Here is a 25,906-nt window from a genome sequence, read left to right as displayed (position 1 = left end):
GGACGGTGCTCGGGTCGTCTCCGTTTTGGCAGGGGGGTGAAGCGGGTCAGCCCCGCATGGCGACGCCGCGACGCCAGTAGCCCATGAACGCCACCTGCCCGCGATCGATGCCGAGGTCCTTGACCAGGTGGCGACGCAGCGTGGTGACCACGCCGCTCTCCCCCGCGATCCAGAAGTAGCGTTCGGCCGCAGCATCCCCCGTGGCGATGTCCTCGCCGAGACCGGAGTAGTCCGGCGTCTCCCACAGCAGGTCCTCACCATCGATGTCCTTCACCCGGATCTCGTCCGTGGCGTCGGCGTCGCCGAGGTGGGCGAGCACGGCGGGGATGAGCCGCAAGCCGTGCGGCTCACCGATGTCGCGCGGCAGCCAATGCACCTCGACCCCCGAAGGTGCGTCGATGCGGAGGACGTCGGCGGGCGAGGGCACTTCGATGAAGGCGACGCCGCGCAGATCCTGCGGTGCGTCCTCGAGGATGCGGGCGATCGCCGGAGCGGCCGTCTCGTCGCCGGCGAGCACGACCGATGCCGCGGTCCCCGGCGCGAACTCGGCCCCTCCGTGCGCGTCGACATCCACCCCGCGGCGGGGGCCGACCAGGTAGAGCTCCTGCCCGACCGCGGCCTGGCTCGCCCACAGCGACGCGGGTCCGGTCAGTCCGGGTTCGAGGTGCAGCACGAAGTCGACGTCCACCTCGGTGCCGGTCTCGTCATCGACCCGCAGCTCGCGCACGGAATAGGTGCGCATGGACCCGCGCTCCTCCTCGGGCACCGCGAGGAACGCCTGCCACCAGTTGTCGGATGCCCTGTCGAGCTCAGGCAGGACTCCGGATGCGGGTGGGAACACCAGCTTGATGCGGCTGTCGAACACCTCACCCGGCGTGCCGAACTCGAACAGGTCGTCCCCGCCGAAGGTCACCCGCACGAACGAGGGCGAGACGCGCGCGACCCCCCGTACCTCGGCGCGGGTGAGGATGTAGGCCGGACGGTCGGTCGTGGTCGTCTCAGCGGACATGGTGCCTCCCGATGGGTGTGACCATCGGCTTGCCGGAGACCGGATCGATGGTGATCTGATTGGCGAGGCCGAAGACCTCTTCGACGAGTTCGGCGGTGACGATGTCCTGCGGCGCACCGGTCGCGTGCACGCGCCCATCCTTCATGGCGACCAGCTCGTCGGCGTAGCGGGCCGCGAGATTGAGGTCGTGCAGCACCATGACGATCGTGGTGCCGCGCGAGACGCTCAGGTCGGTGAGCAGGTCGAGGACCTCGACCTGGTGGGCGACGTCGAGGAAGGTGGTCGGCTCGTCGAGCAGCAGGATGTCGGTCTCCTGTGCGAGCGCCATGGCGATCCACACCCGCTGGCGCTGACCGCCCGAGAGCTCGTCGACGCTGCGGTCGGCCAGATCGGAGATGCCGGTGGCGTCGAGGGCATCCGCCACGACCTCGTAATCGTGGGTGCTCCATCGGGCGAGCATCTTCTGATGCGGGTGCCGTCCACGGCCGACCAGATCGGCGACCGCGATGCCCTCGGGCGCGACGGGCGACTGCGGCAGCAACCCGAGGATGCGCGCGACCTCCTTGGTGGGGCGGGCGTGCACCGATCTGCCGTCGAGCACGATCTGGCCGTCGCTCGGAGACAGCAGGCGCGCCAGCGAGCGCAGCAGCGTGGACTTGCCGCATCCGTTCGCCCCCACGATGGTGGTGATGCGACCGGGGGCGATCTGCAGGTCGAGGCCGTCGATGATGGTGCGGTCACCGTAGGCGAGCGTCACCCCCTCGGCGGACAGGCTGTGCGAGACGGTCATAGCGAACCCCCGGAGCGGTTGGTGCGGATGAGCAGGTAGATCAGGTACGGCGCGCCGACGACGCCGGTGATGACGCCGACGGGATAGCGGGTGCCGAAGGCGAACTGGCCGATCAGGTCGCCGCCGAGCACGAGCACGGCTCCGACGAACGCCGACGGCAGGAGCAGATTGGCGCCGGGACCGGTGATGCGCGCGGCGATGGGGCCGGCCATGAAGGCGACGAAGGCGATGGGGCCGGTGGCCGCGGTCGCGAACGCGAGCAGCGCGACCGCACCGAGGATGAGGAGCAGGCGGGTGGCGTTGACCCGGATGCCGAGACCGGCAGCCGAGTCGTCGCCGAGCTGAAGCGCACCGAGCGCGCGCCCCTGCGACAGCATGAGCGGCACGATGATCGCCGCGGCGATCGCCATCGGCAGCACCCGCTCCCACGAGGCGTTGTTGAGGCTCCCGGTCAACCACTGCATCGCGGTCTGGATGTCCCAGTTCGCGGCGCGCGACAGCATGTACGAGATGACGCTCTGCAGCATCGCCGCGACGCCGATCCCGATCAGGATGAGTCGGGTTCCGGCGAAGCCGCCCTTGATCGAGAGCAGGTAGATCACGAGGGCGGTGACGACGGCGCCGCCGAGAGCGAGCAGCGACACGACCGGCCCGTTCACGGACAGCACGATGATGCCGAACACGGCCGCCGCACCGGCACCGTTGGAGATGCCGATGATGTCGGGCGAGGCGAGCGGATTGCGCAGCATCGTCTGGAAGCACACACCCGCCATTCCGAATGCGATGCCGGTGAGGACGGCGAGCACCGCCCGCGGCAGTCGCAGATCGCCGACGCTGAACGAGGCTCCGGGCACCGTCTCTCCGAGGATCACGCGGATCACCTCATCCGGCGTGTAGAACGTGTTGCCGACCATGAGCGCCACCGCGAAGAGGGCGAAGACCAGGACGCCGAGGACGATCGTGGCCACCGCATGCCGGCGGTGGCGCGAGCGCCGCCCCGCGACGATACGCGCGATCCGGGCGGATGCCGGCTCGTCGACCCGGTCGAGGGTGTGCTCGGTGTGCTCTGTCGTGCTCACAGCTCACGCACCTTCTGCCGGCGGACGATCCAGATGAAGAACGGGGCTCCGATGATGGCGGTGATGATACCGACCTGGATCTCCTCCGACGATGGCGCGATCACCCGGCCCACGATGTCGCTTGCGGTCAGCAGCGCGGCGCCGGCGATCGCCGAGAACGGGAGCAGCCAGCGGTGATCGGTGCCCACCAGCATCCGGCACACGTGCGGGATGATCAGACCGACGAAGCCGATCGGCCCGGCGATCGCGGTCGCGGCCCCGGCGAGGATCACCGCGCCCAGCGCCGAGATCATGCGCGTGCGGAACACGTTCTCACCGAGCCCCTTGGCCATCTCGTCTCCGAGGGCGAGGGAGTTCATGCCCCGGGAGCACAGGAAGCAGATCAGGGCGCCGATGGCCAGAACCGGTGCGGTGAGCGCGATGCGCGGCCACTCCGCGCCACCGACGCCGCCGATCTGCCACGACTGGAACGTCTGCAGCAGGTCGACGCGGGGCAGCATGACGGCGCTGATGAGCGAGGCGAAGGCGGCCGAGGTGGCGGCACCCGCGAGCGCGAGCTTGAGGGGTGTCGCTCCCCCGCGTCCGAGGGATCCGACCGTGTAGACGAAGGCGGCGGCGAGCCCTGCTCCGGCGATCGCGAACGCCATCTGGCCGTAGGGGTCGGCGAGACCGAAGAAGGCGATGCCGCACACCACGGCCAGCGAGGCGCCGTTCGAGACGCCGAGGATGCCGGGGTCGGCGATGGGGTTGCGCGTCACGGCCTGCATGGTCGCGCCGGAGAGGGCGAGTGCCGCACCGACGAGGAGGGCCAGTACCGTGCGGGGGATGCGCTTGACGATCGCCGCTTGCGCGATCGTGTCGGTGTGACCGGTGAGGGCTGCGGCGATGTCGTCGAATGAGACGGCGCGCACGCCGAACGAGATCGACAGGATGGTGAGGACGACGAGCACCACGAGCCCGATGAGGAGCCAGAGGGTTCGCACCAGCACCGGGCGCCGCAGGTCTGCGGCCCCCGGTGCGGGCGCGATGACGGTTGCTGAGGTCACTGGGTATTCACTCCGCGGAGGCGGATCGAACGATTACGGAGCGAGCGGTGCAGCCAGGAGCGCGAGGTAGTCGCCGAGACCCCACGGAATCGACAGCGGCGACGGGTTCGCGGAGGCCGCGATGGGGGTGGCGTCGGGAAGGACCGCGATGCGGCCCTCGGCGATCGCCGGGATCTTCGACAGCAGCGGGTCGGCCTGCAGGAGCGGGATGATCGACTCGTCGCCGTAGGTGATGAACAGGTCGACGTCGTCGAACTTCTGCGCCTCTTCCGCGCTGACCGTCAGGTAGAACTGGTCGCTGTCCTTGTTCTCCTCGACGATCGAGGGGAACGGCAGACCGAGATCGTGGAGATAGCCCGGGCGGGTGTCGATCGCCGTGTAGTACCCGATCTGGCTCAGGTCGGTCGGGTCGATGTAGGAGAACAGGACCTTCTTGTCCTTCAGCACACTGTTCGCCTCGAGCGCCTTCTGCGCGTCGGCGTCCAGCTGCTCGATCAGGGCGTCGCCCTCCTTCTCGAGGCCGAGGGCCTTGGAGTCCATCTCGATCATCTCGTCGACCGAAGTGCCCCAGGCGACCTTCGGGTAGGCGATGACCGGAGCGATCTTGGAGAGGGTGTCGTACTCCTCCTGCGTGAGGCCGGAGTAGGCGGCGAGGATCACGTCGGGCTCGGTGTCGGCGACGGCCTCGTAGTCGATGCCGTCGGTCTCGTCGAACAGCACCGGCGTCTCGGCGCCCATCTCGTCGAGCTTCTCCTCGACCCAGGGCAGCACGCCGTTGTCGTCATCGTCGCCCCACGACGCCTTGCTCATGCCGACCGGAACGATGCCCAGCGCCAGCGGCACCTCGTGGTTCGCCCATGCGACGGTCGCGACGCGCTCGGGCTTCTCGGTGATCGTGGTCTCGCCGTAGACGTGCTCGACGGTGACGGGGAAGGCGTCGTCGGATGCGGGGTTGCCGCCGGCGGTCGAGGTCGACTCCGGGGCAGAGGATGCGCAGGCGGAGAGACCGATGGCGAGCGCGGCGGCCGCGCCGATGGCGAGGATTCGAGAGGTGCGCACAGGCGTTCCTTCGGGTTCGGGGTGAGGGGGCGGCGCATGACCTGCGCCCAGGCTTTGGTAAGCCTCGCCTAATCTAACACGGAGGTTAGGGGAACCTCACCCCGGATTCCCGGCCGCGTGCTGCCTCTCGAATCGCGCGATTCGCCGCGAATCGCCGCCGGTTGGGGCCATTCACGCGATTCGAAAGCTGCGGGTGGCACGAAAAAACCGGCCGGATCCGTGAGGATCCGACCGGCTTCAGGAAGTCAGCGCGCGCTCAGAGAGCGCGGATGTTCGCCGCCTGCATGCCCTTGGGGCCACGCTCAGCGTCGAATTCGACCTTCTGGTTCTCGCGGAGCTCCTTGAAACCGGAGCCGGCGATAGCCGAGTAGTGGGCGAAGAGGTCGTCCGAGCCGTCATCGGGAGCGATGAAGCCGAAGCCCTTTTCCGCGTTGAACCATTTCACAGTGCCAGTGGCCATGTGTTTCTACTTTCTGTTGACTTAGCCGTTTACACGGCCTACGCCGAATCGGAACATCCGAGACGCGCGCACAGTCACGCTACCACGGCAGGCTGGGCAGGGACACGGAACTGTCGATTCTTCTGCACGAGAGCAGCTTCGGTGCGTGTGCTCACGCCGAGTTTGCGCAGCACGGCCGAGACGTGCACGCTCACGGTCTTCACGCTGATGAACAGCCGCTCGCCGATCTGCCGGTTGCTCAGCCCTTCGGCGATCAGCTCGAGCACCTGCCGCTCGCGAGCCGTGAGCAGGTCGTCGCCCGACGGCGGATCGGCGGGGGCACGCAGTCCGGCGTCGGTGGCGAACCGGGCGACCGCAGCCCGCACCTGGGCGTTGCCGAGTGCCTCCGCGAGGCCTGCCGCCTCGGCGAGCACCGACGCCGCGGTGACGCGCTCCCCCTCGTGGACGAGCAGACGCGCGCGCTCGAGCCGGAGCACGGCGCGGAAGACGACCGGTACGTCTTCTCCCTCGGCATGGTGGAGGGCCGCATCCAGGGCGTCATGGCGCGGGTCGAGCAGCGCATCGAGGATCGTCGACCACGCGTCGTCCTGCAACTGCGGGGGTTGCGCGCGCCATGCCGCACGGACGGCATCGGATGCCGCCGTGGTGTCGGCGCCCTCGGCGCGCAGCTCGGCGATGATCGCCCCGCCCTCCAGCAGCAGCCGGCGCTGGTGCAGCAGCGCGGGATGTTCGTCGCGCAGCATCTCGAGAATGGTGTCGAGCGCCCTCCGGAGATTCCCCTCGCTCTCGGCCACAGCCACCGTCATCATGATCCGGTCGTACCAGATCTGCCGCTCCGAGCCGCCCGTCTCCTCGAACGCCGGCAACCACTCCTGCAACAGCTCTGCTGCCTCGGCCGACCGTCCGCGCCAGGCCAGCACCCGCACGCGGGTCATGCTCATGTACATGCGGAACACACGCAGGGTTCCCTGCACGAAGTCGCGCGACAGCATCTCCTCGACCCGCTCGATCTCGCCGAGTTCGAGCAGGGGCACCACCATGTTCTGGGCCATGATCGACCCCGAGGTGCGTTCGACGCGGAGCTCGCGGGCACGCCGCAGTCCCTCTTCGGCGACCTCGACCGCCTCGCGGTAGCGGCCCAGCAGCGTGAGCAGGTCGGAGTAGTTGACGCGATAGCGCATCTCGGCCGTCGTTCCCGCCGCGAGCTCACGCGCCCGCTCGTACTCGCGCACCCCTTCGTCGACCCGGCCGAGGTGGGCCAGGGAACCGCCGCGCACGTTCGCGGCGATCGACAGCTGGTCGGTGGAGTCGGCTCCGGCCGCCCCCAGCTCAGCCTCATCCGCGAGGCGGATCGCCTCTTCTCTGTCGCCCGCGATCATGCGCCGGCTCGCGAGCTGGTTGAGCAGCTCGGCCCGGAACACCTCGTCGCCGATGCGCTCCTCCGCGATGGCCAGGGCCTGCTGCAGCAGCGGGATCGCACCGAGGCGTCCGAGGTTGACGAGGTACAGCGCCTTGTTGCGCAGGAGTCGGGCATGCAGACGCGGGTCCACTGTGGCGGGGTCGATCTCGGCGAGCGCGACGTTCGCGACCGCGAGCGCCCGCTCGCCGTCGCCCGCATTGCGCAAGATCGATCCCAGCACCAGGAGCAGGTCGAGTCTCTCGACGCGTGCCGCCGCGGCGGCGTCGGGCACGAGCGGCCACAGTTCCAGTGCCAGTTCGCTGAAGCGGGCCGCGCTCGCGAACGCGTACTGCCCCTTCGCGTGGCGCATGGCGTCGGCGGCGGCGACGAGGGCCTTCCGATCGTCTTGCGCGAGCTGCCAGTGATAGGCGAGGGCCGCGGCGTCGCTGGTGTCCGACCCCGCGCACTGCGCCTCGAGCGCCTCGGCATAGGCGCGATGCAGGCGTGCCCGCTCGCCGGGGAGCAGGTCGTCATGCACGGCTTCGCGGAGCAGGGCGTGTCGGAACCGGTAGTCGTCGTCGCCCACGACGAGGATGCCGCTGCGGGTCGCCTCGCGGATCGCCTCGTCGAGGCGCTGCTCCGGCAGATCGACGAGGCCCGTGATCAGCGGATGGGAGAGAGGACGCTCGGCGCCGGAGACGACCTGCACCACACGCCGTGCATCGTCGCCGAGCCGGTCGAAGCGGGCGAGCAGCAGGTCGCGCAGACCGTCGGGGAGCGGGCCGTTCGCGCACCCCGCGATCTCCTCGATGAAGAAGGGCACGCCCTCGGCCCGCTCCTGCATGCGATCGAGGGCGCTCTCGGTCAGCGCCCGGCCGGTGATCTGCTCGGCCAGCTCGCGAACCGCGGCCTCGTCGAGCCGGCCGAGGGTGAGGCGCTCGAGCAACCGCGCGCGCGTCGCCTCGCCGATGAAGCGGCTCACCGCATCCCCGCGGCGCACATCGTCGGTACGACAGGTGAGGAGCAGCAGGATGCGGCCGCGGCTCAACGCCCGCAGCAGGAAGGAGAGGATGGCGAGCGTCGACTCGTCGGCCCAGTGCAGGTCTTCGACCACGAGCACCTGCGGGGCGCGTTCGGCCGCCGCTTCGATGAGGGAGGCGATCGCATCGCGCAGGCGCTCGGGGCTGGTGCGGTCGCGATCGGTCGGGGAGTCGACGAGTTCGGGGAGCAGCATGCCGAGTGCCTCGACCCCCACTCCCACCGACTCGCGCACCCGGTCGACGCCCATGCGTGTGACGATCGAGCGGAGGATGCCGGTGAGCGGCCCGTAGGGCGTGCGCGAGGCGCCCAGATCGAGACACCACCCCACGTGCACGTCGGCGGTCGGCGCGATCTCGGCGGCGAACTCGCGCAGCATGCGCGACTTGCCGATGCCGGCCTCGCCCTCGACGAGCAGCGCGGCCGGGACACCGTCGCGCACCCCGGCGAACGATCGGCGCACCTCGGCGAGCTCGGCCTCGCGGCCGACCATCGCAGCGCTCGACGCGGAAGGGGGCATGGATTCATCGTCCCACCCCCGACCGACATTCGGGACGGTCTGCGGTTCGCGCTGCGCGACGCCGCTCACTGCGCGTGTGCCGCCGCCGCTTCGCATCCGCCCGCGACACGAGCCGTCGTCGGGGCGGTCGGAGACGTGGCGGCCGCCGTGCGACCGAACGCGCGGCGCAGCATCCGCCGGACCACCCCTTCCGGACGCGGCACGATCTGGTCGGCGTGCTCGATCAGACGCAGCCTCTGCGCGGCGGCGCGCTCCATCTGCTCCTGGTCGTGCCGGGTGAGCTGCTGGCTGAGATACGGGTGCTCGTACATGGGGTTCTCCTCGACGGTTCGCTGTATCCCTACAGTCCGCTCTGAGGCACCCCCGGGGCATCGGGCAGTTGCCCTATCTTTCGTGCCTGCCGCACTAGGGATGCCGGGCGCGCATCAGCGACAGGCGCGCGGAGGGGCGAGACCGGGCCGGCACCAGGATCGCGAGAACCCGAACGAGCGTCGCCATCCACAGGAGTCCGAGTCCGACGACGACGGCCTCGACAGCGGTGGCCGAGAAGAGACCGAACGGCACCCACAGCACGACCGCCGCCGCCAGGAGCAGACCGACGCCGATCGAGGTGATCAGGAGCGCTCGGGGGTGCCCGGGAACAGCGGCGACCGTGGCCGCGGCCGCCACGACGAACAGGACGAGCGTGGAGACCGCGGCGATGTCGTGCGGGATGGGCACACGATGCAGCGGCAGCAGCCCGACCGCAGCCAGTGCGATTCCGGTGGCCGCCCACGACGCCACGACGACGGCGATGCGGGAGAGTGCGGAATCCCCGAGCAGCCGGTGCAGGTCACGACCGATGTACGAGCCGACGGTCGCGATGAGAAGCCCCGCGACCAGGAGGGTGCCGTTGAAGGCCCACGAACCGGAGCCCAACTGGGAGAAGTTCTGCTCCCACCAGCGCGGATCAGCGGCCGTGATCATGGCGAACAGGGTGCCGATCACGAGGAAACCGAACAGGAGCGCGGCGAGGTCTGCCGTGCGCAGGTCGACGCCGGCGCCGAAGGCGAAGCGCCCGCCGACCGCCGCCGCCAGACCGGTGAGCAGTCCGCCGCCGATCGCCGCGAGCTGCAGTCCCTGGAGCCCGGCCGTGAGCACCTCGGCGGCGAGCAGCACTCCCATCGTCGTGACGGCTCCGAACGCGACGGTGAGGGCACCAGCCGAGAGATCGGAGACCACCGCCTGCCAGCGCGGCATCGGCCTCGTCTCGCCCCCTCGGTGCATCAGTGTGCTCGTGAGGAAGGCGCCCGCCGCGATCGCTCCGGCGATGAGCGCGGCGGGCATCGCGAGCGCCCCTTCGCCCGTGAGCGGGCGGTCGGCACCGCCCAGGACGAGCATCCCGATGAGCGTGCCGATCACGAAGCAGATCACGGTCGCCCAGACCGCTCTCGTCTCGCCGCGCAGCTTCGCGTCCCGCTCCATGCGCCCATGCAAGCACGCACCTCGGACGGACGGAAGCCCGCCCGCCCGAGGCGATGCCGTCCGCGGAGAGTCAGGCCGCCAGGCGACCCACCGCTCTGGCGCGGATGAGCACGGCCGTGCCGTCGGAGTAGGCCACCGGCAGCTCTTCCACCGCGACGACCTCGATCGTCGTGGGATCGGCGCCGGCGAGCCGGGCACGCTCGGTCGCCTCGGCGGCGGCGTCCGCCCGGGATGCCCGCTGGTCGGTGGGATCGACGCGGTAGATCTTCTCGATCTGGCCGGCGACCTCGCCGAGGGCCGCCCCCACCGCGTTGGCGGCGCCGAAGTGATCGGGGCGGATCACCTCGGCGACGCCGTCGAGCACGGTCGGGGCGATGATGCCGCCCCCGCCGACCAGGATCACCGGTACCGGCGCGGCGTTCGGCTTCATCCGATCGATCGAGTCCTCGAGGATCTCCCGCATCGCGGTCCACGCCGCGGAGCCGACCCCCTCGGGAACGGCGGGGGCGTCGAGACCGTCGATCTCGGCGCCGCCGACCGCGAGCGCGACGTCGGTGGCCGTGAGGGTGCTGCCGCCGAACGCGAGACCCTCCTGCGGAAGGCGATAGCCCACGCTGTCCGGGCCGACGGTCGCGCCCGCAGGCGTCTCCCGGATGATCGTGCCGCCGCCGAGGCCGACCGACAGCACGTCGGGCATGCGGAAGTTCGTGCGGATGCCGCCGATCTCGACCGCGTGCGCCGACTGCCGCGGGAACCCGTCGACGAGCACGCCGATGTCGGTCGTGGTGCCGCCGATGTCGACCACCAGGGCGTCGGTCGCGCCCGAGAGGTGCGCGGCGCCGCGGATCGAGTTCGTCGGACCGCAGCCGATCGTCAGCACCGGGAACTCGAGCGCGTACTCGAGCTGCATGAGGGTTCCGTCGTTCTGGCCGAAGTACGGGGTGGCCGGGATGCCCCGCTCCCGCAGAGCGGCGACGAAGCCCGCGGCCATCTGCCGCAGCGTCTGCATCAGCGCCGCATTCAGCACCGTCGCGTTCTCGCGCTCGAGCAGTCCGAGCGACCCGATCCGGGCCGACCGCGACACGGGAACACCCAGCTCTTCCGTGACGATGGCGGCGACCCGCCCCTCCTGGCTCTCGTCGATCGGGGCGAACACCCCCACGACGGCGACCGCGTCGACCTCGCCGCGCATCCGTGCACAGGCCTCGCGCACGGCATCCTCATCGATCGGGGAGAGCACCCGGCCGTCGACCTCGAAGCCGCCGTCCAGCAGGTGTGCCTGCTCGCCGATCGCCGCACGCAGGTCGTCGGGCCAGCCCTCCAACGGCGGGACGGCCGTGGTGGCCGGTGCGCCGAGGCGGAGGATGCCGACGCGACCGAGACCGCGACGCTCGACGATCGCGTTGGTGCAGTGAGTGGTGCCGAGCATCGCGTGCCCGATCAGGGCGGCGTCGACGCCGGAGGCCGCGAGCACGGCGTCGATCGCCGCGGCCACGCCGTCGCCCGTGTCGGCCGTGGTCGGGCGCTTCACCGAGGCGACCACGTCGAGCCGCTCGTCGAGGATCACGGCGTCGGTGTTGGTGCCGCCGACGTCGATGCCGATGCGATAGGTGCCGGCCATCACGCGGCCTCCTCGTCCGTCGTGCGCGCACCGGAGCGCTGCGCGATGTCTTCGACGGGAACCCACTCCACGTCATAGCCGAAGTGGGTGGGACCTGCCGTCTCCAGCCCGATCGGCGTGCGCCACTTGTCATGGCAGGGGATCGCGATGACCGCGACCCGCGCCCCGTAGCGGAGGGACTCCGTCGTGATGGGCATGCCGGTCGCCAGGTCGAGCACCGCGATCAGGTCGGGGGTCACCGCCGCCAGCACGCCGTCACGACGCCCGAGCAGCATCTCGTTCTGGAAGTCGAGACGGAACGCACTCCCCCGGTCTTCTCCGACGCCGACGAGTTCGGCTGCTCCCCGCGTGAAACCGCCGTCGACGGAGCGCTGCAGGTCGGCCACCTTGCCGTCGAACAGCCGCACCGCGGCGAGGTCGGCGCACAGAGCGTCGATGCGCTCGTCGTCGCGCAGTTCGCGTCCGCCGCCATCGCGCCCCCGGAGGATGCGTCCGATGCGCTGGGCGAGCCCCAGAGTGCCCGGGATCGCGCACTCGCGCACGACGTCGCCGCCGTAGGCGTAGTCGATCATGGTCGCCCCTCCGCCCATCTCGACGGTGACGGCCCGCGCGATGCGCTCCGACCAGCCACCGTCGACCGGGCGGCTGACCACCTCGTTGCCGTGGTGGTCGACGAGCACGGTCGTACCGGGCCCATAGCCGGCGAGATGGAACGTGACCATCTGCGCCTCCGGGAAGGCGCGTCCCATCGCGTCACCGTCGACCACCGGGAGTCCGGCGAGCGCGGCGGCCGCGATCGGGATCATGGAATTGCCTCCACCGACCTCGATCGGCATCACGGCCGTGGCCTTGCGACCCACCGCGCGTTCGATCGCCTGCAGGGCCGCGAGCAGCTCGGATTCGGCCTGGATGCGCTCCACGCTCACGGAAGGCGCCCCTATCCCGCCGATCGGGATCACGAAGTCGTCGTCGGTCAGGTCGTCGACAGCCACCAGCGGCACCGGTCCGTGCAGGCGGATGAGGCGCTTGGCGATGAGCGAGCCGACGTGCGGGTCTCCTCCGCCGCCGGTACCGAGCACCGCGGCGCCCAGGGCGATCTCGTCGATGTCGGCTTCTGTGAGGAAGGGAGCGGTCGTGACGGCGGTCATGCCTTCACCTCATCCGCGGCGGGTGCCACGGCTTCCGGCGCCGCACGGCGGCGGAGCGGAAGCAGCGCGAGGTACGCGACGAAGCCGACCAGCAGTCCGTCCAGCGCCGAGATCGAGGTGATCGTGAACCAGCCGAAGCCGGGACCGTCCGCCGGGTTCGTCGTCGCGACGGCCACGAAGATGCCGACCACCCAGGCGGTGATCGACCACCCGTCCACCAGCGGCACGGTGGCGCCGTGCGCCCAGCGCGCGGTCTTTCGACCCGTGAAGAACGACGCCAGGTACACGCCGCCGTAGGGGGCGATGATCGTGCCGATCACGAGGATGAACTGCACGAAGTAGTCGGCCGCGCCGATCACTCCGACGACGATGCCGATGGCGCCGAGCACGATGGTCACGGTGCGGCGGCTCAGGCGCTCGCTGATCGACGCGAACGAGAGGCCGGCCGAGTAGAGGTTGGTCGTGTTCGTGGTCCACTGCGCCAGGATCAGCACGACCACGGCGACGCCGCCGAGACCGAGGGCGAAGAAGATCGCCATCAACTCGGTGCCGTCCATGATGCGGGCGAGAAGGATCGCGACGACCAGGATGATCGAGTTGCCGAAGAAGAAGCCGACGAACCCGGCGATCATGGCCTGCTTCGGCGTCTTCGCCCACCGCGCCATGTCGGGGGCCAGCACGACACCGAGGATGAAGATGCCCATCACGAGCGACACCGCACCGCCGAACGTGAACGTCGCCTCGACCGGGGCCTCGAGCCCTGCCGACCCGTTCACCGTGAACGCCACGACCACGCCGACGATCAGCAGGAGGAGGAGCAGCGGCACGGCGAGGGTGCTGAGGCGGTTGATCGAGCGGTAGCCCCAGAACGCGGTGATCGCCATGAGCACGCCGCCGATCGCGGTGAACACCTGCACGGGTACATCGATGCCGGTGAACTCGGCGAACGCGATCTGCGCGTTCGCTCCGAAGAAGCCCGCCTGCACGGCGTACCAGCCGACCAGGCTGATCGCGATCGCGAGGGCGAGGATCGCCCCGCCGATGCGCCCGAACACCGCGCGGGAGATCATCGCGGTGGAGAGCCCGGTGGCGGCGCCGACGTAGGCGCAGGCCATCGCGAGCAGTCCGAGCAGCAGCGAACCGAGCATCGTCGCGCCGATCGCCGGCCAGAAGGCCATGCCGGAGGCGAGCGAGACACCGAGGAACGCCCCGGAGAGGTCGATGCCGATCGCGATCCACACGGTGGCGATCGACAGCCAGCTCTTGCGCTGGTCCTGGGGCACGACGCCGTGCTCGTAGTCGGTGGTGGTCATCATCTTGTCCTTGAGAAGTGGCCCTGCGAGTCCGTCGGCGGGGATTCGGGTTCCCGTGGTGCGGACGACTCGCAGGGCGGGTCGGGGGCGGCCTGTCGTGGCGGCCGTGTCGTGCGATGCCGGGTCGGAGCTCGTGGCTCGGTGCCGGCGGGTCAGGCATGTGCCGCGTCGATGCGGCGTGGTTCATCGGGAGAGCGTGGTGTTCATCGGGAGAGGATCGTGGAGAGGTGCCGCCAGGCCTGGTCGAACCGTTCGCGGTAGACCTCGGGCGTGTAGTGGGTGAGCTGCAGGAAGAGGCCGTCCATGACGACGAAGACCAGTGCCGTGAAACCGTCTGCGTCACCGGCGACGAACGTCCCCGTCGCGACCCCGTCTTCATATGTCTGGCGCACCGCGGCGGCGAGGGTCGACTCCGAGTCGAGGAAGATCTGCCGCAGCTGCTCGCCACCGGGACCGTATTCGGTGACCGCGGCCCGCAGGCTGAACTCCGCGAGGTCGGGCCGGTCGCGGTAGTAGGCCTCGATGCCGCCGAGGAGGTGCTGCAGACGCGCGAGCGGCTCCATATCGGAGCTGCTCCGCACGAGCTCGTCGAAGAACGCGGTGTGATCGATCGACACCGCGGCATACACCTCGGCGTAGAGCGCCTCCTTGCTCGAGAAGTGCGCGTAGAGAGAGGGCGTCTTGATCCCGACGGCTTCGGCGATCTCGCGCAGGCTCGTCTCGGCGTAGCCCTGGCGCGCGAAGATCGTCCGGGCCTCCGCGAGGATCGTTGCTCTGGTCATCTTCCGCCTCAGACTTGTTACCTAACGACTGTTAGTTAGGCAGAGCGTAACCCCGCATCTCCCCGCGACGCAAGAGCCGCGCTCGGGGCATCCGCACGACTAGCGTTGAGGTCATGCGCATCCCCGCCGCGATCCGCGCCTCCCAGCGCTCCCCGCTGCTGCAGGTCGTGAAGTCGGCCGCGGCGACCATCGCGGCGTGGCTGATCGCCGGATGGGTGTTCCCCGCACAGCTGCCCGTCTTCGCCGCCATCGCCGCGCTGCTGGTGGTGCAGCCCAGCGTGAACCAGTCGCTGTCGAAGGCGCTCGAGCGCAGCATCGGCGTGATCGCCGGTGTCGTGATCGCCGTCGCACTCGGGCTGCTGCTCGGTTCGCCGAGCTGGATCGTGCTGCTCGCGATCGTCGTCGCGATGCTGGTGGCGTGGATCTTCCGCGCCTCGCCCGGCACCGGCAATCAGGTCGCGATCTCGGCGATGCTGGTGCTGGCTCTGGGCTCGTCGAGTCCCGAGTATGCGTTCGCCCGCATCGTGGAGACGCTGATCGGGGTCGTGATCGGCATCGTCGTGAACGCCCTGATCGTGCCTCCGGTGCTCGTCGCGCCGGCCCGTCGGGACGTGGGGCTCCTCGGCCTCGAGCTCGCCGCGAGCCTGGATCGCCTGGCCGACGCACTGCCCGAACCCCAGACGCCCGCACGGCTGCAGGAGCTGATGTTGGAGGTACGGCTGCTGCGGCCGATGAAGGAGGCCGCCGAGGCCTCGATCGCCGCCGGAGAGGAATCGCTCACTCTGAACCCGCGGCGCTCGACCCATCGTGCCGATCTGCGTGAGATGCGGGCGCTGCTCGACCGGCTCTCCCCGATCGTCACGCAGACGATCGGCATGACCCGGGCCTACTTCGACCACTACGACGACCGGATCGGCGAGGAGCCCGCCGTCGCCGCGATCGCCGAGCAGCTGCGACGGGCAGGGCACGACGTACGGCTCGCCGTGCAGGTCGCCGATGCCTCGCCGGAGCCGGACACCATGACCTCGGCGATCCCCGCGCTCACCGCTCCCCTCGTGATCCGGCCGCCGTCGTCACAGCACTGGATCCTGATCGGTTCCCTCATGGAAGACCTGCGCCGCATCAGGGGCGAGCTGCTCGACGAGGACTGAGCCCGCCTACTCTGGAGGCATGTCCGACATGACCGTCGCCGAAGCCCTCGGCGAACTCGCCGCGCTGGAAGACCCGAAGATGCGCGCCGCCAACGAGAAGCGGGGCGATGACCACGGCATCAACCTCAGCCGGATGCGAGCGCTGGCCAAGAAGATCAAGACCGACCAGCCCCTCGCGCAGGAGCTGTGGGCGACCGGCGAGACGCCCGCACGGCTGCTGGCCCTGCTGATCTGCCGCCCGCGCGACTTCACCGCCGACGAGCTCGACGCCATGCTGCGCGAGACCCGCCCACCCAAGGTCAACGACTGGTTCGTCAACTACGTCGCCAAGAAGACCCCGCTCGCCGAAGAGCTGCGGCTGCGGTGGTTCGACGACGCCGACCCCACGGTGGCTGCTGCAGCCTGGTCGCTCACGACCGTGCGCGTCATGAAGGACGCCGACGGCCTGGACCTTGCGCACCTGCTCGACCTGATCGAGCGGGACATGAAGGATGCGCCGTCGCGCCTGCAGTGGTCCATGAACGAGACCCTCGCGAACATCGGCATCTTCCACCCCGAGTACCGCGCCAGGGCGCTGGCGATCGGCGAACGCCTGCAGGTGCTCGCCGACTACCCGACCGCACCCGGGTGCACCTCGCCCTTCGCCCCGCTCTGGATCGGCGAGATCGTGCGGCGACGCGAGGGGTGATCGGCGCGGTATCGCCCCGGGGACACGGGTGCGCGGGCGGGGCGGGATGAGGCTGGCTACGCTGAGGCCATGAGCACCCACATCGCCGCAGAGCCCGGTCGGATCGCCCCCATCGTCCTGTTCCCCGGCGACCCGCTGCGGGCGAAGTGGATCGCCGAGACCTTCCTCGACGATGCCGAGCTCTACTCCGAGACGCGCGGCATGCTCGGCTTCACCGGCACCTGGGAGGGGCATCGCGTCTCGGTGCAGGGCTCGGGCATGGGGCAGCCGTCGATGGCGATCTACGCGAACGAACTGTTCGACGCGTACGACGTGCAGACGATCGTGCGGGTCGGCTCGTGCGGAGCCCTGACCGAGCGCGTCAAGATCCGCGACATCATCATCGCCAACGCCGCCAGCACCGACTCCGGCATCAACCGGAGCCGTTTCCACGGACTCGACTACGCACCCGTGGCCGACTTCTCGCTGCTGCGCGCCGCAGTTGAGGCGAGCGAGGCCGAACCTCTGGATTCGACCGTGCACGTGGGACAGCTGTTCTCGAGCGACCAGTTCTACAGCACGCGCCCCGAGCTCATGGAGCCGTTCGTGCAGCACGGCATCCTCGGCGTCGAGATGGAGGCCGCCGGTCTCTACACTCTCGCGGCGTACTACGGTCGGCGCGCCCTCGCGATCTGCACGGTCAGCGACCACATCGTCACGGGCGAGGAGACCTCGGCGCAGGAGCGCGAGCAGACCTTCGGCGACATGATCCGCATCGCTCTGCGCGCCGCCACCGCGGTCTGAGCGTCCCCGGCGCGCTCGGCCGCTACGGCGTGTCGCCGACCGCGTGCGGACGGGGCAGAGCCAGCATGGCGCCGGTGTCGGTGAACTCCTGCTGGATCTCGTCGTCGTGCCGGTACGTGACGAGACTCACCACGACGGCGGCGATCAGAGCGAGAACGAAGGCGGGAAGCAGTTCGTAGAGCCCGGTGTCGAGAGCCTTCCAGATGAACACGGTCGCGGCGCCGACGAACATCCCCGCCAGGGCACCCCAGTTGGTGAGCTTGCGCCAGTAGAGACTGAGCAGGATGACCGGGCCGAATGCGGCGCCGAATCCGGCCCAGGCGAAGGAGACGAGTCCGAGGATCGTGTCGTTCGGGGTGATCGCCAGCACCGCGGCGACGATCGCGACGCCGAGCACACCCAGCCGCCCCATCAGCATGAGCGTCTTCTGCGAGGGCGGCGTGCGCCGGAACACGCCGTACAGGTCTTCCACGAGGGCCGAGGAGCACACGATCAGCTGGCTGGAGATCGTGCTCATGATCGCGGCGAGCACGGCCGCCAGGACGAGGCCGGCGACGAACGGATGCAGCAGCGTCTGCGACATGAGCAGCACCACGGTCTCGGGGTTGGCGAGGTCGACGCCCGTCTTGGCGATGTAGGCGATGCCGACCAGGCCCGACAGCACGGCGCCGCCGAGCGAGACGATCATCCAGGAGATGCCGATGCGTCGAGCGCTCTTCGCCTCTTGGGGCGAGCGCAGAGCCATGAACCTCACGATGATGTGCGGCTGTCCGAAGTATCCGAGGCCCCAGGCGAGCGACGAGACGATGGCGAGGATGGTGCCGCCCGTGAGCGCCGTTCCGGAGAGCATGGAGAGGTGGTCCGGCGCCACCTCGTTGATCAGCTCGCCCGTCTCGGCGAGTCCCCCGATCGCGACGATCGCCGCCACCGGGATCACGACCAGCGCGATCACCATCATCAGTCCCTGCACGACATCGGTCAGTGACGCACCGAGGAACCCACCGAAGAGCGTGTACGCGAGGGTGACGCCCGTGACAAGCAGCATGCCGGTGAGGTAGTCGCCGTCGAACGAGCTCTCGAAGAAGACCCCACCGGCGACCATGCCGGAGGAGATGTAGAGGGTGAAGAAGACGAGGATGACGACACCGGAGACCACCCGCAGCAGTCGCGTCGTATCGCGGAGTCGATTCTCGAAGAAACTCGGCACCGTGATGGAGTTGCGCGACACCTGCGTGTAGGCGCGCAGCCGAGGAGCCACGAGCAGCCAGTTCAGGTAGGCGCCGATGGTGAGGCCGATCGCGATCCACGCCTCGATGAGACCGGAGACGTAGATCGCACCGGGCAGCCCCATCACGAGCCAGCCGGACATGTCGGAGGCCCCGGCGCTGAGGGCGGCCACCCACGGCGGCAGATTCCGTCCGCCGAGCATGTAGTCCTCGTGATCGCCGGTGCGCCGGAAGGCTATCCATCCGATGAGCAGCATCGCCGCGAAGTACACACCCAGCGCGGCGAAAGTGAAGATCTGGTCGGGCATCGTCGTCCCCCCTCGCGGTGGAGTCACCGCATCCGGTCGTCGTTCGATGATGTCAACCGCCGGCGGTGCCGCCCAGACGTCGCCCGGCGCGGCGGGATGTCGGTCCCGCAGAGCAGGTGCCCCCGCGCATGAGGGATGATCGAATCACCATGACTTCCTCTCCGCGGCTCGACCCCGCCCTCCTCCCGGACGCCGCGGATCCGGATGCCGTCTACCTCGCGTTCGTCGAATGGGCGGAATCGACGGGCATCAGCCTGTACCCCGCGCAGGACGAGGCGGTCATCGAGATCGTCTCCGGCAACAACCTGATCCTCTCCACCCCCACCGGCACCGGGAAGTCGCTCGTCGCGATCGGTGCCCACTTCAGTGCCCTGGTCGCCGGACGGCGCAGTTACTACACGGCACCGATCAAGGCGCTCGTGAGCGAGAAGTTCTTCGCCCTGGTCGATGTGTTCGGCGCCGAGAACGTCGGCATGGTCACGGGCGATTCCTCCGTGAACGCCGATGCTCCGATCATCTGCTGCACGGCCGAGATCCTCGCGAACCTCTCGCTGCGCCAGGGAACCGATGCCGACGTCGGCCAGGTCGTGATGGACGAGTTCCACTTCTACGCCGACCCCGACCGCGGGTGGGCGTGGCAGGTGCCGCTGCTCGAGCTGCCTCAGGCGCAGTTCATCCTCATGTCGGCGACACTCGGCGATGTGACCGAGCTCGCCGCCGACCTCACCCGTCGCACCGGCCGCGAGACGGCCACGGTCACCGGTGTCGAGCGTCCGGTCCCCTTGCACTTCTTCTACGAGACGACGCCGATCCACGAGACCATCGACGATCTGCTGAACACCGGACAGGCGCCGATCTACGTCGTGCACTTCTCGCAGGCCGCAGCGATGGAGCGCGCGCAGGCGCTCTCCAGCACCAAGGTCGCCACCCGCGAGCAGCGCGACGAGATCGCCGCCCTGATCGCCGAGTTCCGCTTCACGACCGCGTTCGGCAAGACGCTCTCACGGTTCCTGCGCGCAGGGATCGGCGTGCACCACGCGGGCATGCTGCCGAAGTACCGGCGTCTGGTCGAGCAGCTCGCCCAGCGCGGACTGCTGCGCGTGATCTGCGGCACCGACACCCTCGGGGTGGGCATCAACGTGCCGATCCGCACGGTGCTGCTTACGGCGCTCACGAAGTTCGACGGCACCCGGATGCGGCAGCTGAACGCCCGCGAGTTCCACCAGATCGCGGGCCGCGCGGGCCGCGCGGGCTACGACACCGCCGGCACGGTCGTCGCGCAGGCGCCCGAGCACGAGAGCGAGAACGTCGCTGCGGTGAAGAAGGCCGGCGACGACCCGAAGAAGAAGCGCAAGATCGTCCGGAAGAAGGCACCGGACGGTTTCGTGTCGTGGGGCGAGCCGTCGTTCCGCAAGCTCATCGACGCCGTGCCGGAGACGCTGACCTCGCACATGCAGATCACGAGCGCGATGATGCTCAACGTGATCGCCCGCGGCGGCGACGTGTTCGGCAATATGCGCGCACTGGTATACGACAACCACGAGCCGCGGAGGCGCCAGCGGGAGCTCGCGCTACGGGCCATCGGCATCTACCGCACGCTCCGCGAATCGGGCATCGTCGAGAAGACCCCCGAAGGAGAGATCCGCCTCACGGTGGACCTGCAGCCGAACTTCGCGCTCAACCAGCCGCTGTCGCCGTTCGCCCTCGCCGCCTTCGAGCTGCTCGACCCCGATCCCGCCGCCGGGACGGGGACCGGCTCCTACGCACTCGACATGATCTCGATCGTGGAGTCGACCCTCGACGATCCCCGCGCCGTGCTCAGTCAGCAGGAGTTCCTGGCCCGGGGCGAGGCGGTCGCCGCGATGAAGTCCGAGGGCATCGAGTACGACGAGCGGATGGAGCTGCTCGAGCAGATCACCTACCCGAAGCCGCTGGACGAGCTGCTGACCGCGGCCTTCGAGACCTTCAGCGCGGCCCAGCCATGGATCCGCGACTTCGAGCTGCACCCCAAGTCGGTGGTGCGTGACATGTATGAACGGGCCATGTCGTTCGGGGAATATGTCGCGTACTACAAGATCGCGCGCTCCGAAGGTGTGGTGCTGCGCTACCTCTCCGACGCGTACCGCGCGGCTTCGCAGACCATCCCGGAAGAGCTCAAGGACGAGGATCTGCGCGATCTCATCGAGTGGCTCGGCGAGCTCGTCCGCCAGGTCGACTCCAGCCTGCTCGACGAGTGGGAGGAGCTGATCGCCGGCGTCGACAACGGACGCTTCGATCCACACGCGCCCGATGAGCCGATCGTCCCGCCCGCACCCAAGCGCCTCACGAGCAACATCCGCGCCTTCCGCATCCTGGTGCGCAACGAACTCTTCCGCCGGGTGCAGCTGGCGGCCAGGGAAGACGTGAACGCGCTGGCCGAGCTCGATCCCGGTTTCGGCGCCGACGCCTGGTCGGACGCGCTGGACGGGTACTTCTCCGACCACGACGAGATCCTCACCGGCGCTGATGCCCGCAGCTCGAAGCTGCTGATCCTCACAGAGGGGCCCACCGCCTGGACCGCACGGCAGATCCTCGACGATCCCGCCGGCGACCACGACTGGGGCATCTCCGCGACGATCGATCTCGCCGACTCCGACGAAGCCGGTCAGGCCGTCGTCACGGTCACCGGGGTCGACCGGCTGTAGCCGCCGTCGTCGTTCGCGTGGCCTCCGCGCTCCACGCCGACCACCCGCCCGAACCGCCCCAGCGTCTCGCGCCGGTGCGAGGCGGCGATGACCGTGCCGTCGAACCCTTCGAGCACGTCGGAGATGATGCGCTCCGACTCGGCATCCAGGCTCGCTGTGATCTCGTCGACGATGAGCACCCGGGGCTCGCGGCACAGCGCCCGCGCCAGGGCCAACCGTGCCCGTTGACCACCGGAGAGCCTCACCCCGTGCTCGCCGAGCTCGTCGTCGAGGGTGATCCAGTCGTCGGCGCCGACCCGTGTGAGCGCCTCGCGCAACTGCTCGTCGGTGCGGGCGCCGGCACCCCGCACGAGGTTGTCGCGCACGGTGCCGTGGAAGAGGCGCGCATCCTGCTCCACCACGGCCACGGTCCGGCGAAGATCTTCATCGCGGATGCGACCCAGCGGGTACGCGACCCCCGCCGCATCGACGAGAGCGATGGTGCCCTCTGCAGGGTCCCACAGCCGCGCGGCGAGCGCGATCACGGTGCTCTTGCCGGCGCCGGACGGCCCCGCGAGGGCGATGTGCTCACCGGGGTCGACGTCGATCGACCAGCCGCGCAGAACCTCCGTGCGGTCGTCGTAGGAGAACGCGACCCTCTCGAAGCGCACACCGAGCGGCCCCGGCGGCAGCGGGAGCGGACGATCGACCGGCGCCACGACCGGGGGGCGGTGCAGCCCTGCACCCACGCGATCGGCACTGGCGATCAGCGGATGCAGCTCCGACACCGTGTGCGCGGCGTCCGCCACCGCGGCGACGCCGGCGACGGCGAGGGCGATCACCGCGGGCAGCAGTGCCGCTCGCCCGGCGTCGACCGCCCCGTCAACCGATCCGTCGAGAAGGGAGACGGCGATCACCCCGATCACGACCGCGGTGAGGATCAGCTCGCGCGTGCCGTCGACGAGCTGGGCGATCACCTCCCGGCGGCGGGTGACGCGCGCCGACCGCCGGGTACCGTCGACGGCCTCGCGCACGATCCGGCTCTGCAGCCCGAAGGCGAGGATCTCGCGCAGCGCACCGAGGGCATCGACCAGTCGTTCGGACTGCTCCTCGCGCTCCTGCTGCTCGCGCGCACCGATACGCCGCGACGGACCCGCCCCGGCCCAGACGGTGAGCGCGACCGCGACCGCTCCGGCGAGCATCACGACCGCCGCCACCGGCATCACCAGGAACGCGCAGACCAGGGCTCCGACGAAGAGCGTGAACGCGGCACCGATCTGCGCGACCGTGTGGGCGTAGAAGAACTCCAGCTTCTCGATGTCTGTCATCGCGACCGACGCCGCGCGCCCGGAGTGCTCGCGACGGCGACCGGGAACGCTGCGCGAGTACGCGTCGAAGAGCGCCATCCGCAGCCGGGCGAGCACGCGGTACGCGAGGGCGTGCGACACGTCCATCTCGCGCCAGGTGAGGAAGGTGCGCAGCAGCACGAGGCCTCCGAGGGCGAACCACCAGACCGCCGGCGGCCAGGTGCCGCGCACGACGGCCCCGCCGACGCCGAGCGCGGTGAGCACCGCGATGGCGGCGAGCGCGCACAGGCTCGTGGTGGCGATCAGGTAGCTGCCGACGATGCGCCGCCATTCGGGTCGCAGCGGCGGAAGCAGCCGAGCGAGGATGCCCGCGGACGAGGTCATGAGGCCTCCTCCACGAGCATTCCGTCACGGAGCACCCGCACATCGGCGACCCTGGACAGGGCCTCCGGACGGTGGCTGATCATGAGCACGATCCTCTCTGCGGCGACACGTTCGAGCGTCTCGGCGACGGTCAGGGCGCTGCGGTCGTCGAGGGCGCTGGTCGGCTCGTCGACGAGAAGCACGGGGCGCCGGGCGAGCAATGCTCTGGCGAGGGCGAGACGCTGCCGCTGCCCGCCCGACAGGCTCGTCCCCGCTTCCGCCACCCTCGCGTCGAAGCCTCCGGGGATCGCCCGGATCTCGTCGAGCACACCGGCTGCGGCGCACGCATCCTCCAGCGCCTCCTGTCCGGCGTCGAACAGATCGACGTTGTCCCTGATGGTCCCGGTGAACAGGACGGGGTGCTGGGAGACCACGGCGACATCGCTCGGGCGGAGCGGGCGCCCGTCGAGCTCGACCGTTCCCGCCGTGGGCGGGAGGAAGCCGAGGACGAGGTCGAAGAGCGTGGACTTGCCCGCACCGGAGGGGCCGGCGATCGCGTGCACCTCGCCACGCCCGGCACGGAGGTCGACCCCGCGCAGGACATCGTGATCGGTGCCGGGGTATCGGTACGACAGGCCGGAGATGCGGAGCACGTCTCCCCCGCCGGTCACCGCCCCGGTCTCGGGTTCCTCGATGCGCTCGATCTCCGTCGCGACCCGTGCGGACCGACGGAACGCACCGAGGGCCGCCAGCCCGGGAACCGCCGTGAGCCCGAGGAATCCGGCATGCCAGTGGCGCGAGAGCTCACGTACCGGCCGGAACGCCTCCGAGGAGAGCAGGAGCAGGGCGTACACCTCGATGGCCGGTGGCTGTCCGGTCATCACGGACACGACGGCCAGCCCGGCGGCGACCACCACTCCGGCCTGCACCGCGAAGTCGGTGATCGCCGTCTCGGCGAGCGACGATCGCATGACGCGTTCCGTGGCCACGCGCAACGACTCCGACCTCGCCTGCAAGCGCTCACGGGTCGCGGGGACATCGCCCAGCGCCCGCAGCGTCGACATCCCCCGGAGTGCCTCGAGCATGTCGCCGCTGAGAGCCTCGTAGCTGTCCCAGTGGTCGAAACCGCGCCGGGCGAGCATCCGCTTCCAGGCCAAAGGGCCCAGCACCGCGAGCAGGATCCCCGCGGCGACGCACAGCGCGATCACGGGCGACAGCACCGCGACGAGGCACACCGCGATCAGGCTGCCGACCACGAGCTGCGCCACCGCAGGGATGTACTTCGACACGTAGGCGTCGGTGCCGTCGATGCCGTCGCCGAGCGCGAGCTGGGTCGAGCCGTCGCGGAGGCGGGCATCGTGCAGTCGTTCCGGCACCAGCGCCGCGGCGACGGCCGCACCTCGGAGATCTTCCCTGACCCGCCCTCCGAGGCGGGCGGCGGCATCGCCCTGCGCGAGCGTCAGCAGCATCCGCGCCACCCCGATCGCGAGGATCCCGCCGATGCCCGCCACCGCGCCGGCCGTGTCACCGCGCACGAAGGCGGCGAGAGACCACGCGAGGGCGAGCGCCTGCGCGAGGTGCGTCGCGAACACGAGGAGGAGGAGCAGGATGCTCATGGACAGGAGCCAGGGGTGCCGTCGCGCTTCGCGCCACAGCTCGGGGACGATCATCATCGTGCACCTCCGCGGGAGTCGAGGACGGCGACCGCGTGGAGGATCCACCGGTCGCCCGTCGAGGAGAGGCCGGAGACCGGGCGCGTGCGCCTGTCTCCGGTGAGAGCGGCCTCGTAGCAGAGGCGTGCGGCGGCGAGATGGGCGCTCCAGAGGGTGGCGCCGACGATCGTCGAGGGTGCCCTGCTCGGCACGGACCAGGAGCGCACTTCGGTCGCACCGCGCACCCAGCCCTGTCCGGAGGCGCGGGCGACGTGCTCGACCTCGGTGGTCGGTGAGCCCCCGATCCGATCGGCGAACTCCGCGATGGCGGGCGAGCGTCGCGTGCCGAGAGCCTGCACAGCAGCGGCGTGCGGGGTCGGCACGTGCGGGATCCCGACGGCGGCGAGCGGGATCTCCGGCGCGAGTCCTCGGCGCATCCAGGCGTCGGCATCCGCGGCCCGGGGGACGCCGAGCATCTCCCGCAGCCGCTTCGAGGGACCGACCTGCACGGGCCCGGCGCGCTCCCCCAGCAGGAATCGCACGGCGGCGACCGCGTAGGCCGCATCCGCGATCCACAGGGGCCACGCCCGGTGCCGGTAGCGGCCGAACGACCGCCCCGGCAGCACGGTGAACACCAGGCGTGCGGTGCCGTCGTCCGATGCCGGCGACGGCCATCCGTCCGCACGGTCGGATGCGAGGACGCGACGATGGAAGACCCCTTCCTGGTCGACCGTCCAGCGCACACCGGTGGGGTCGATCAGGTGGGTCTGCACCGGATAGCACGCTCCGGCCGAGGGGACGGGGCGCCGACGGATGCGGGTGGCCGAGCCGTCGGCATCCCGGTGGTACTCCCCCGGGTGCCACAGGGCGTCGACGAGCTCTGACACCCCGCGGTGAGGTTCGTCCGCGACGGCGCCGACCCGATCCCAGGCGTTCGCGCGCGGCCCCGGCGGCAGGGGACCTGCGGGCATGCGCGAGGTCAGCGCCTCGTCGAGCGGGGCAGGAAGGCCGCGGCTCTCGCGGCGTGTGCGATCCAT

21 protein-coding genes are annotated in these 25,906 nt (G+C 70.2%); 4 read left to right on the top strand and 17 right to left on the bottom strand.

Going from position 1 to position 25,906, the window contains the following annotated elements; genetic code table 11:
- Window positions 1–46: 46 nt before the first annotated feature.
- From DW307_RS03330 to DW307_RS03275, 13 genes are all read right to left on the bottom strand, one after another.
- Window positions 47–1,009, bottom strand: coding sequence for a siderophore-interacting protein (locus tag DW307_RS03330; protein ID WP_136023933.1), 963 nt, complete (start codon window positions 1,007–1,009; stop codon window positions 47–49).
- Window positions 999–1,799, bottom strand: a complete 801-nt coding sequence (locus DW307_RS03325; protein ID WP_029260078.1) for an ABC transporter ATP-binding protein — start codon at window positions 1,797–1,799, stop codon at window positions 999–1,001. The genes DW307_RS03330 and DW307_RS03325 overlap by 11 nt, the downstream gene beginning before the upstream one ends.
- Window positions 1,796–2,878 (bottom strand): FecCD family ABC transporter permease, encoded by a 1,083-nt coding sequence (locus tag DW307_RS03320; RefSeq protein ID WP_136023932.1) that lies wholly within the window; start codon window positions 2,876–2,878, stop codon window positions 1,796–1,798. The genes DW307_RS03325 and DW307_RS03320 overlap by 4 nt, the downstream gene beginning before the upstream one ends.
- The gene (locus DW307_RS03315) at window positions 2,875–3,924 is read right to left on the bottom strand and encodes a FecCD family ABC transporter permease (RefSeq protein ID WP_136023931.1); all 1,050 of its coding nucleotides are present in this window, start codon (window positions 3,922–3,924) and stop codon (window positions 2,875–2,877) included. The genes DW307_RS03320 and DW307_RS03315 overlap by 4 nt, the downstream gene beginning before the upstream one ends.
- A gap of 33 nt (window positions 3,925–3,957) precedes the next feature.
- On the bottom strand, window positions 3,958–4,983 hold the full coding sequence (locus DW307_RS03310; protein ID WP_136023930.1) for an iron-siderophore ABC transporter substrate-binding protein: 1,026 nt from the start codon (window positions 4,981–4,983) through the stop codon (window positions 3,958–3,960).
- 256 nt (window positions 4,984–5,239) lie between these two features.
- Window positions 5,240–5,443: a cold-shock protein gene (locus DW307_RS03305; protein ID WP_017831237.1), complete on the bottom strand. Its 204-nt coding sequence runs from the start codon at window positions 5,441–5,443 to the stop codon at window positions 5,240–5,242.
- A 74-nt stretch (window positions 5,444–5,517) separates the two neighbouring features.
- Window positions 5,518–8,400, bottom strand: coding sequence for a helix-turn-helix transcriptional regulator (locus DW307_RS03300; RefSeq protein WP_168440977.1), 2,883 nt, complete (start codon window positions 8,398–8,400; stop codon window positions 5,518–5,520).
- A gap of 65 nt (window positions 8,401–8,465) precedes the next feature.
- Window positions 8,466–8,711: a hypothetical protein gene (locus DW307_RS18045; RefSeq protein WP_029260083.1), complete on the bottom strand. Its 246-nt coding sequence runs from the start codon at window positions 8,709–8,711 to the stop codon at window positions 8,466–8,468.
- Between the two features lie 94 nt (window positions 8,712–8,805).
- On the bottom strand, window positions 8,806–9,864 hold the full coding sequence (locus tag DW307_RS03295) for a hypothetical protein (protein WP_136023928.1): 1,059 nt from the start codon (window positions 9,862–9,864) through the stop codon (window positions 8,806–8,808).
- A 70-nt stretch (window positions 9,865–9,934) separates the two neighbouring features.
- Window positions 9,935–11,485, bottom strand: a complete 1,551-nt coding sequence (locus tag DW307_RS03290) for a hydantoinase/oxoprolinase N-terminal domain-containing protein (RefSeq protein WP_029265119.1) — start codon at window positions 11,483–11,485, stop codon at window positions 9,935–9,937.
- Window positions 11,485–12,633, bottom strand: coding sequence for a DUF917 domain-containing protein (locus DW307_RS03285; RefSeq protein WP_136023927.1), 1,149 nt, complete (start codon window positions 12,631–12,633; stop codon window positions 11,485–11,487). The genes DW307_RS03290 and DW307_RS03285 overlap by 1 nt, the downstream gene beginning before the upstream one ends.
- Window positions 12,630–13,946: a cytosine permease gene (locus DW307_RS03280; protein ID WP_240750468.1), complete on the bottom strand. Its 1,317-nt coding sequence runs from the start codon at window positions 13,944–13,946 to the stop codon at window positions 12,630–12,632. The genes DW307_RS03285 and DW307_RS03280 overlap by 4 nt, the downstream gene beginning before the upstream one ends.
- 203 nt (window positions 13,947–14,149) lie before the next feature.
- Entirely contained in the window at window positions 14,150–14,728 is a 579-nt protein-coding gene (locus DW307_RS03275; RefSeq protein ID WP_021198349.1) for a TetR/AcrR family transcriptional regulator, read from the bottom strand.
- A gap of 113 nt (window positions 14,729–14,841) precedes the next feature.
- On the opposite strand from DW307_RS03275, the gene DW307_RS03270 reads away from it, so the two are divergent.
- The 3 genes from DW307_RS03270 to deoD all read left to right on the top strand — a co-directional run bounded on the left by DW307_RS03270 (window position 14,842) and on the right by deoD (window position 17,350).
- The gene (locus DW307_RS03270; protein ID WP_021198350.1) at window positions 14,842–15,879 is read left to right on the top strand and encodes an FUSC family protein; all 1,038 of its coding nucleotides are present in this window, start codon (window positions 14,842–14,844) and stop codon (window positions 15,877–15,879) included.
- Window positions 15,880–15,898: 19 nt separating this feature from the next.
- Window positions 15,899–16,567 carry a DNA alkylation repair protein gene (locus tag DW307_RS03265; protein ID WP_021198351.1) on the top strand — a complete coding sequence of 223 codons (669 nt, stop codon included), beginning with the start codon at window positions 15,899–15,901 and terminating at the stop codon, window positions 16,565–16,567.
- Window positions 16,568–16,636: 69 nt separating this feature from the next.
- Complete coding sequence (gene deoD, locus DW307_RS03260; protein WP_029265122.1) at window positions 16,637–17,350, top strand: purine-nucleoside phosphorylase; 714 nt, start codon at window positions 16,637–16,639, stop codon at window positions 17,348–17,350.
- 22 nt (window positions 17,351–17,372) lie between these two features.
- On the opposite strand, the gene putP is transcribed toward deoD, so the two are convergent.
- The gene (putP, locus tag DW307_RS03255) at window positions 17,373–18,884 is read right to left on the bottom strand and encodes a sodium/proline symporter PutP (RefSeq protein WP_021198353.1); all 1,512 of its coding nucleotides are present in this window, start codon (window positions 18,882–18,884) and stop codon (window positions 17,373–17,375) included.
- A gap of 149 nt (window positions 18,885–19,033) precedes the next feature.
- Here putP and DW307_RS03250 point away from each other — a divergent pair, with 149 nt between their 5' ends.
- Window positions 19,034–21,568: a DEAD/DEAH box helicase gene (locus DW307_RS03250; RefSeq protein WP_136023925.1), complete on the top strand. Its 2,535-nt coding sequence runs from the start codon at window positions 19,034–19,036 to the stop codon at window positions 21,566–21,568.
- Here DW307_RS03250 and DW307_RS03245 read toward each other — a convergent pair.
- The 3 genes from DW307_RS03245 to DW307_RS03235 are packed head-to-tail and all read right to left on the bottom strand — an operon-like array spanning window position 21,529 to window position 25,906.
- Window positions 21,529–23,238: an ATP-binding cassette domain-containing protein gene (locus DW307_RS03245; protein WP_136023924.1), complete on the bottom strand. Its 1,710-nt coding sequence runs from the start codon at window positions 23,236–23,238 to the stop codon at window positions 21,529–21,531. The two genes, DW307_RS03250 and DW307_RS03245, sit on opposite strands and share 40 nt — an antisense overlap.
- Window positions 23,235–24,890, bottom strand: coding sequence for an ATP-binding cassette domain-containing protein (locus tag DW307_RS03240; protein WP_168440976.1), 1,656 nt, complete (start codon window positions 24,888–24,890; stop codon window positions 23,235–23,237). The genes DW307_RS03245 and DW307_RS03240 overlap by 4 nt, the downstream gene beginning before the upstream one ends.
- On the bottom strand, window positions 24,887–25,906 hold the full coding sequence (locus DW307_RS03235; protein ID WP_136023923.1) for a hypothetical protein: 1,020 nt from the start codon (window positions 25,904–25,906) through the stop codon (window positions 24,887–24,889). The genes DW307_RS03240 and DW307_RS03235 overlap by 4 nt, the downstream gene beginning before the upstream one ends.

The organism is Microbacterium sp. K27, from assembly GCF_004794435.1.
In the GTDB taxonomy this organism is placed as follows: domain Bacteria; phylum Actinomycetota; class Actinomycetes; order Actinomycetales; family Microbacteriaceae; genus Microbacterium; species Microbacterium maritypicum_A.
This window is presented reverse-complemented; position numbering and strand designations above follow the sequence as displayed.